We start from the raw sequence: 7953 nt of genomic DNA on the forward strand, positions 1-7953 counted from the left end.
GGTGGTGCCCCAGCGACCAGAGCGCGTACGTCAGGGTGGTCGAGGTGGTGTCGTGGCCGGCGAGCATGAACAGCACCAGTTCGTGGCAGATCTCGTCGTCGGTCAGCGGCCGGCCGGTTTCCGGATCGATCGCCCCGATGAGGGCGCGCACCAGCGGGGCATCGCGGTCGGGGTCGACGCGAACCGCGTGCAGGATTTCGGCCGCCAACCGGTGCAGCGTGTCGTTGGCCCGGCGAGCCGCGCGCTGCGCCCGGGTGGGCCACCACCGCGGCGGGTTCACCGGCCGCGCCGCGCGGTCGGCCACCCAGCTCAACGAAGCTCGCAGCGCGTGGCCCACCTCATCGGCGCGCTCATCGAGGTCGAGACCGAGCACCGAGCGCCCCAGTGCGCGCAGCGTCAGCTTGCGGCACTCCGTGTCCAGGTCGACGACCGCGCCGTCGCGCCAACCGTCGGCGACGGACTGTGCGGCCGCGGCCATGTGCCCCGCGTAGCGCGGGACCTGACGTTTGGTGAACATCGGCTGCAGCGCGCGCCTGCGCGGCAGCCACCGTTCGTGCGGAAGGTCGAGCAGGTTGCCGCCCATCAGGGCGTGCATCTCGACCATCGTTCGGGTACGGCCGCGGTCGGCGACCTCGTCGGTGCGGCCCAACACGTCGCGGGCGCCCTGCGGGCTGGCAATCAGCACTACCTGGGGTACCAGCCACTTTGGCCCGAGCACCAGCCGGGTGATGGGTCCGCCCGCGTCCACCAGCGTCTGGAGGCCGTCGATGTAGGAGCGCACCGCCTTGAGCTGGCGCCAGTACGGGAGCGGATTCTTCGGCACCGGCGGGTGGGGCGCGACTTCGGGCTTCTCCAGCATCTCGACCATGCGCGACTCCTTTTGTCGAAACGCACGGTATGGCCGAATGCGAGGCGCCCGCATGCGTAGTCGGCTACCCGACTTGGCGACGGTTGGGTCAGGCGGCTCCGCCGTCGCCCGGTCCGGACCTGACGATCGAGGCCAGTTCCTCGCGGGACTGGGCCCCGACCCGCTGGCAGGCGCGGTAGACGTGGCCCTCCACGGTGCGCACCGACATCACCAGCTTCTCGGCGATCTGGCGGTTCGACAGGCCCGCCACGACGAGCTCGACGACATCGCGCTGGCGGCCCGACAGCTTGAGACCCGCGGGGGTCCGCAGCGCCGGCGTGCACAGGCCGCCGCAGTTGTCGGCCAGTTCTTTGGCCAGCGCCGCCGCATACAGCCCGCGCCGATGGTGCTGGCCCTCATCGAAGGCGACGGACGCCTGCGCCGCGGTGTCGGCGGCCGCGGCGAGATCGCCGATCCGCCGGTAGGCGGTCGACGCGGCCAGCAAGCCTTCGCCGTCCCCGGCGAGCAAGCTCTGCACGTGCGATGCGATGGCTTCGGCCAGCGGCAGCGACAACACCTTGGCCAGCTCCCGCGCCCGCGGGGCTTGCGAGGCGTCGCCCCATTGGGCCGCGGCCTGGATGCAGGCCAGCTCGTGGGTGGGCTGGCCGCGGTCGCGGGCAAGTTGCGCGGCCTGCTGGGCGCTCGCCACCGCATCGCCCAGGCGGCCGCTGGCAGCCATGGCCCATCCGTCGGCCAGCGAGAGGGCGGTGTGCATGAACAGGTAGTCGGGCGGCACGCACGACCGTGCGCCGGCGACGGCGTCGTTCGCCTCCGTGGCCTGCCCGAGCTTGGCGTGCGCCTCGGCCAGCGCGAAGTAGCTCGCCGCGCGCAAACCCGTTGTGACGGCGTGCCTTTCGGCCCCGGCAAGCGCCTCGTGCACCAACCGCGCCGCGTCGGCCGCCGCGCCGCGAACCAATTCGGCATTGCCCAGCAGCAGGGCGAGGTTCGCATAGGCGAGGCCCGGGACGTCGCGGGCCGAATCGGCCAGTTGCTTTGCGGTGTTGACGAATTCGTCGATGCGGCCGGTCAAGCGGCAGGCGCGACCGTACACCGCGCCGAACCAGAACCGCATATGGGAGGCCTGGAACGACGTCGTCGCGCGCCGCAGGGCCTGCTCGGCCACGAACGCGAGTTCGTCGACCTGCCCCAGCGCCCCCATCGCCATGATCAACGCAAGCGAAGCCATCATCGCGTGAAAGCCCGGTAGAGCATCGAAAGCCAATGCGACGCGGGCATTTTCGGCTGCGATAACACAGCGCGCGGACACCGCGTCCAGGCAGGCCTGCACGGCCAGGCGCTCGGCCTCCTGCGCCGGGGTCTCCGCGCCCGCCGCGAGGTCTTCCAGGATCGCCGCCGCCACCTGCGGCTTGCCGAGGATCCAGATCAGGTTGGCCGCCCGCACCGTAGCCCAGTGATGGCCGTCGGGCGATGCGGTGTCGGCCATGTCGCGCAGCGCCGTCTCGGCCTCCTCGCCGCCGCCCCGCAGCACCAGGTTCATCGCCCGCACCTCGGCCGCGCCGGGCGCCCCGGCCAGGGTGGCCGCCGACGCGAACCGGTCGGCCAGGTCCAGGTCCAGCAGCGTCATGGCATGCCGCGCCGCCTCGAGATACAGCTCCGGGTCGGGCTCGAGGTCCGATTCGAGGCGCAACAGCGCACGTCGCACGGTCGCCTGTATGCCGGCGTCACCGCCTTGTGCCAGCCGCGTCGCCAGCCCGCCGCGGATTCCCGACAGGTACATCTCGCCGGCGCTCGCGCGGCGCAGCTCACCGAACAGCGGGTGCGCCAGCCTGGCCATCAGGCCGCCGCCCGCGCGCTCGACGTTCACCAGGCCCATGCTCTCGGCAACCGCCAGGTCCTGGCGGCGCACCAGGTCGCACAGCACGTCAACGGCCAACGGCTCACACTGGGAGAGCGTGTCGACCACGCGTGCCACCCCCGCGCTCAGTCGGCCCATCTGCCGGGCGACCGTGTCGGACAGGGTCGCCGAGACCGCGACGTCACCGTCCCACATCCAGACGCCGGCGAGTTGGCGCATCCGGCCGGCCGCGATCTGATCGCTCAGCAGCTGCCGCAAAAACAGCGTGTTGCCCCCCGTCAGCTTCCGGAACCGGGCCGCGGTGCGGGCGTCGACGGGACCGTCGAGCGTGCCTTCGATCAGTTCGCGCGTCGCCGCCGCCGAAAGCGGCTCGAGATCGAGGCGAGCCAGCAGCCCGTCCTTCCACAACGCCGTCACCGCGTCGGGCTCCTCACCGCCGGTCCGTATCGTGACCACCAGCCGGGCACCACCCGACTGCGCCAGCTGGTGAACGACGAGAGCGGACAACCCGTCCAGCAGGTGGGCGTCGTCGACACCGAGCACCACGCGAGCCTTACGCTGTTGCGCGACAAACGAATCGATCACGCGGCGCACGTTTGCCAGCGGATCCGACATCGCCGCGCCGAGCGTCCCGATGAACGCCCCCAGCGGCAGGGCACACGCCGACTCGGTGCCGACGATCCACTTCGTCCGCTCGCCGGACGCCTCGGCGCGGCGCAGGACCTCGCGGGCGAGCCTGGTCTTGCCCACACCGGCGGCTCCGGCGATCACCACGCCGGAGTGCTTGCCAGCCCCGATCAGGGCGCGACGAATGATCGCTAATTCGCTGTCGCGCCCGGTCAGCGACTCGCCGCTGATCACGCGGTGACTATAACGGTGCGACGGCGTCCGGCGGAACGATTTCTCGGCGTTTCGGTACGCAGATCTGCCGCAGCTACCCGCTTTGCTGGGATCGGCCGACGTCGAGGCCGAGCAGGCGCTGCTCGAAGAGATCTGCGCCGCGGCGAGTACCGCCGGTGGCCTTGAAGCCGGCCGCCACCCGTTGCGCCCCGCCGGTCATCGTCATCGCTTCGCGCACTTTCGTGCGCAACCGCGACGGTGACAGTTTCTTTGCCGGCAGGCGGGTGCCGCAGCGGGCCACCTCGACGCGCCGCGCCACCTCGAGTTGGTCGCGCCCGAAGGGCACGACGCACACCGGTATGCCGCGGGCGAGCGCCTTTTGCGTCGCGCCCATCCCGCCGTGCGTCACGGCGCACACCGCCCGGTCCAGCACCACATCGTGCGGGATGAATTGCAACACCGTCGCGTTACCCGACGAGGCCACGTCGTCCGGTCGCCCGGCAGGCAGGGTCGCGACCACATGCACCGGCTCATCCTTCAGCGCGGCGATCGCCGTCCGGACGAGGTCGGCGTCGGGCTGCTTCTCCGACGAGGTGGTCACCAGCACTACCGGCCGGTCGATCGATGCCAGCCAGTCGGGGACGGTGTGCGGCCCGGGGTCGACCGCGCACGGCCCGATCAGCTGCACCGCATCACCCCAATCCGTTCGTGGGTACTGGAACGGCTTGCCGCTGGCGACCAGCACCAGCGGGGCGCGGCGCAAGAACTCGTCCATCGACGTGACCGGCCGCAGATCGAGATTCGCGCGGATTCGATTGATCGGCGGCAGCATCATCCGCTCCAGCGGCCCGACCACCGCGACGCGCACGGCGGCATCGCGCAGCCGCCCGAGCGCGCCCGCCCACGGTCGCAGACCCGGGCCGAACGGTGGCACGCCGGGCGAGCGCAGCGGCGGCGTGTACGGAACAAAGCACGCCCAGGGGATCTCACCGGCTTCGGCCACCGACAGGGCCCCCCAGCAGTTCACGTCGACGAGCAGTGCGTCCGGGCGAACGCGCGCTATCGCGTCCCCGAGATCGCCGACTTCGTGCACGGCGCGGCGGCCAAACGTCGCTACCCCACGCTGCAGGGCGATCCGCGGATTGGCAGCACCATCGCTGTCACCGAGTTCGATCGCCTCGATGCGCGGGTCGATCGCATCCGCCGCGAAGCCGAACTCAGGCCCAAGCTCGACCCCGCTCGAGAGCGTCCGTATGTGGATCCGGTGCCCGCGACCCGACAACTCCGACAACAGCGCGCTCATCGGTAAGAGGTGCCCCAGCGCGGGCGAGGTGTACGCCAGGATCGTCGGCACCGTCACCCCCGGCGCGGTGCAAGGGATTGATCGGCCATCCGGCGCGCCTCGGGCAGCCGACCGCGGGCATCGAGCTTCTCGCATGCCTCGAGGTACGCCTGTGACAGTTCGACGCATCGGCCCGAGTCGCCGTCCGCTCCGGCCAACAGCGCGCGGGATTTCAGCCACCACAGATCCGCCGCCGTGATGCCGGGCGGCCGCACCTGCCACCGATCCGAGATCCCGTGGGCTTCGCGGAGGTCGCCGGCAGATCCTCGCTGAATGAGCAGTTCGATGAGCGCCTCGGCCATACAGCCCACGAAGACTCGCATCCCGCCGTCGAAGTGCTGCAGGAAGGTGGCACGAAGTTTGTCGATCGCTTCGTCGATTCGCCCCTTGCGCGCGGTATCGATCGCCAGATCCGCGGCAATGCTGGTCATCCCGATGTGATTCAGCTGGTGCTCCTCGATCAGGACGCGGGCGCGGTCAAGCAGATCGATCGCCTCGTCGCGCGATGTGTTTCCCGCGCGCAGCAGGACCGATCCATGGGCCCACAGAGTGGCGATGATGCCGCTGACGTCGCCCAGCGATTCCGCGCATCGCAACGCCTCCCGCGTCTCGTCGATCAAGTCGTCGGACTTCCACAGACCCAGCACCGCAACCGTTCCCGCGTAGTGCGACATGGTCGCATAGTTGAGGGGGCCGAGCGTATGCGCTTGTCCGAGGCCGTCCCGGAAATCCCGCCGGTGCTCATCGGTGCCGCCGAGGCACATGCGGGTGATTCCGCGAAGAATTTGCGCCGCCAGCGTTTCGTTCGCGGGCACGTCGCCGGGCAGTGCCAGCATTTCTTCGATGACCCGCAGGGCGGCATCGAATTCACAGTTGGCGAACCGGATGAAGGCCAACGAGTTGAGGATTATGGCCATGGTCGCCGCGTCGCACACGATGCCGCTGACCATGTCTTCGAGCTCCGACGCCAGTGCCAGGGCCTCTGGAACCCGAATGTCGTTGACACCGAACGACCAGATGAGTCCGGCGGTCGCGAGCGCGAGCGGTGTCAGGTCGCCGGACCGCGCGCTCAGACCGCGAAGCTCTTCGTAGAGATCGTCAGTGCCGTCGGCGTCGCTCACGTAAAGCGCGGTAGAGATCAGCATGGCACGCGGCGTGATTCGCATTGCGGTCACGCCCTCGTGATCGTCGGCCAAGCCGTCGGCGATGCGGCGCGCGCTCTCCCACTCCGCACGCGCAGCGCGGATGCCGCGCGGCCGAAGCCATTCCGCCGCGCGCAGATGCCAGCGGTAAGCCGCGACGAGTTCGCCGCCCGCCTCCAGGTGCGCGGCGATCAGCGCCGCATTGTCGTCGGTGCCACCGGTGTCGCGCGCCTCGATCGCGGCGGCCAGCCGGCGGTGGGCCTGCACGCGGACGGCGCTCAACTGCGACTCGTAGGCGACCGTGCGCACCAGCGGGTGGTGGAAGCAATACCGTTGTCGTGGAACGAATTCGATCTGATCGATCAGCTCGGCAGACACCAGCTCGGCCAAGCTGGTGGCCATGCCCTCCGGCAACAGCACATGCAGCGTGTCCGCGTCGAACTGGTTACCGATCACCGCGGCGGCGTTCAGAATCGACTTCGTGGGCGCAGGCAGCCGGTCGATGCGCGCCGCAACCACCGCCTGCACCGTGGCGGGTACCGCAATTTCGTCGGCGTCGCCCGTCAGGCGGTAGGCACCACGACCACCCGACAGGATGCCGCGGCCCGCAAGGTCGCGAACGATCTCCTCGGCGAAAAACGGGTTGCCCGCCGCCGCGGCCGCGATTCGCTCCGCCAGGCCCGCCAGTGCGGGGTCGCCGCCAAGAAGGTGGCGGACCAGGCGTACCGACGTCGACGCGGCCAGTGGCTGCAGCGTCATCGTCTCGTTCGACCGGTGGTGCAGCGCACCGCGGAACTCCGGTCGGTAGGTCGTGACGAACATCGACGTGGTCCCGTCGAGTGCCGCTGCGAAATCGGCAAGGAGGTCGTCGCTCTGCTCATCGATCCAGTGGGCATCCTCGAGGGCGAACACGGTCCGGGTGGGACGTGCCTCGACGGCGCGCGCCAGGATTTCGATCAGGCGGCGACGCCTCGCTTCGGCGCTCAGCTGCAGTTGGGGTGCCGTGGTGTCGGCAATGCCCATTGCCTCGAACACAATCTGCGCGTCGGTGGACCCCGGCCTGAGCAACCCGTGGCATTGCGTGCTCGCGTGGACGCGGGCCTCTCCGGCGCTGAGCCCTTGCACCGTGAACATCGCCCGCAGCAGGCGTGACAACGCCCGAAACGCAAGCGTGCTCGTGTGTGCTTCGCAGCGGGCGACGACGATGTCGGCGCCCTGATCCGCGGCGATCGCCGTGAACTCCCTCAGGAGCCGGCTCTTGCCCAGCCCGGGGCGACCGACAATCCCTACCAGGCACCCGGACTGGGTGTCGAACAGGCGCTGCAGGCCCTGCATCTCGGCATCGCGGCCCAGCATCAGTCCTTCCTGGCGGCCCAACACCGTCCGCTCGGATTCCATGGCCAGCAGTTCTCGCGCGGGCACAGGAGCTTCGGCGCCCTTGACGAAGACGTCTTCGGCGGGCCCGAGCCGGGCCGCTTCCTCGACCAGGTGTGCGGTGGTGAGCGAACACATGACTCCGCCCGGAGGTGCGGCCGCCTCCATGCGTTGGGCCATTCCGACGGGATGGCCGACGGCGGTGTATCTCCCTTGCCCCGAGCCGATCTCGCCGGCGATGACCTCCCCCGAGTTCAGGCCGATTCGGATTTGCAGGTCAACGCCGTCACGCCGATGCACCTCGGCGGCAAGGTCCTTGGTGACCGAATGGATCTCTAGCGCCGAAATGCAGGCCCGCAGCGCGTGATCCTCCAGCGCCACCGGGGCCCCGAACACCGCCATGATCCCGTCACCGGTGAACTTGTCCACCGTGCCGCCATAGCGCCGCACGGTTGAACATCTCGTTCATGATCTCTTGAAGGCGTTCCGCATCGAGCGCAGCCGCCAGCTTCATCGAGCCGACGACGTCGGC

General features: G+C 70.0%; 4 protein-coding genes. All 4 read right to left on the reverse strand.

The window, feature by feature from the left end; all coding sequences use genetic code 11:
- On the reverse strand, positions 1 to 868 hold an 868-nt coding region (locus A5673_RS23210), incomplete at its 3' end, for a cytochrome P450 (protein ID WP_156748537.1).
- A gap of 88 nt (positions 869 to 956) precedes the next feature.
- Positions 957 to 3584 carry a LuxR family transcriptional regulator gene (locus tag A5673_RS23215; protein WP_068238072.1) on the reverse strand — a complete coding sequence of 876 codons (2628 nt, stop codon included), beginning with the start codon at positions 3582 to 3584 and terminating at the stop codon, positions 957 to 959.
- Positions 3585 to 3657: 73 nt separating this feature from the next.
- The gene (locus tag A5673_RS23220; RefSeq protein WP_068238079.1) at positions 3658 to 4917 is read right to left on the reverse strand and encodes a glycosyltransferase; all 1260 of its coding nucleotides are present in this window, start codon (positions 4915 to 4917) and stop codon (positions 3658 to 3660) included.
- A 2-nt stretch (positions 4918 to 4919) separates the two neighbouring features.
- Complete coding sequence (locus tag A5673_RS23225; RefSeq protein WP_231971435.1) at positions 4920 to 7823, reverse strand: AAA family ATPase; 2904 nt, start codon at positions 7821 to 7823, stop codon at positions 4920 to 4922.
- Positions 7824 to 7953 lie beyond the last annotated feature (130 nt).

It is taken from the genome of Mycobacterium sp. E3198 (genome assembly GCF_001667015.1).
In the GTDB taxonomy this organism is placed as follows: Bacteria; Actinomycetota; Actinomycetes; order Mycobacteriales; family Mycobacteriaceae; genus Mycobacterium.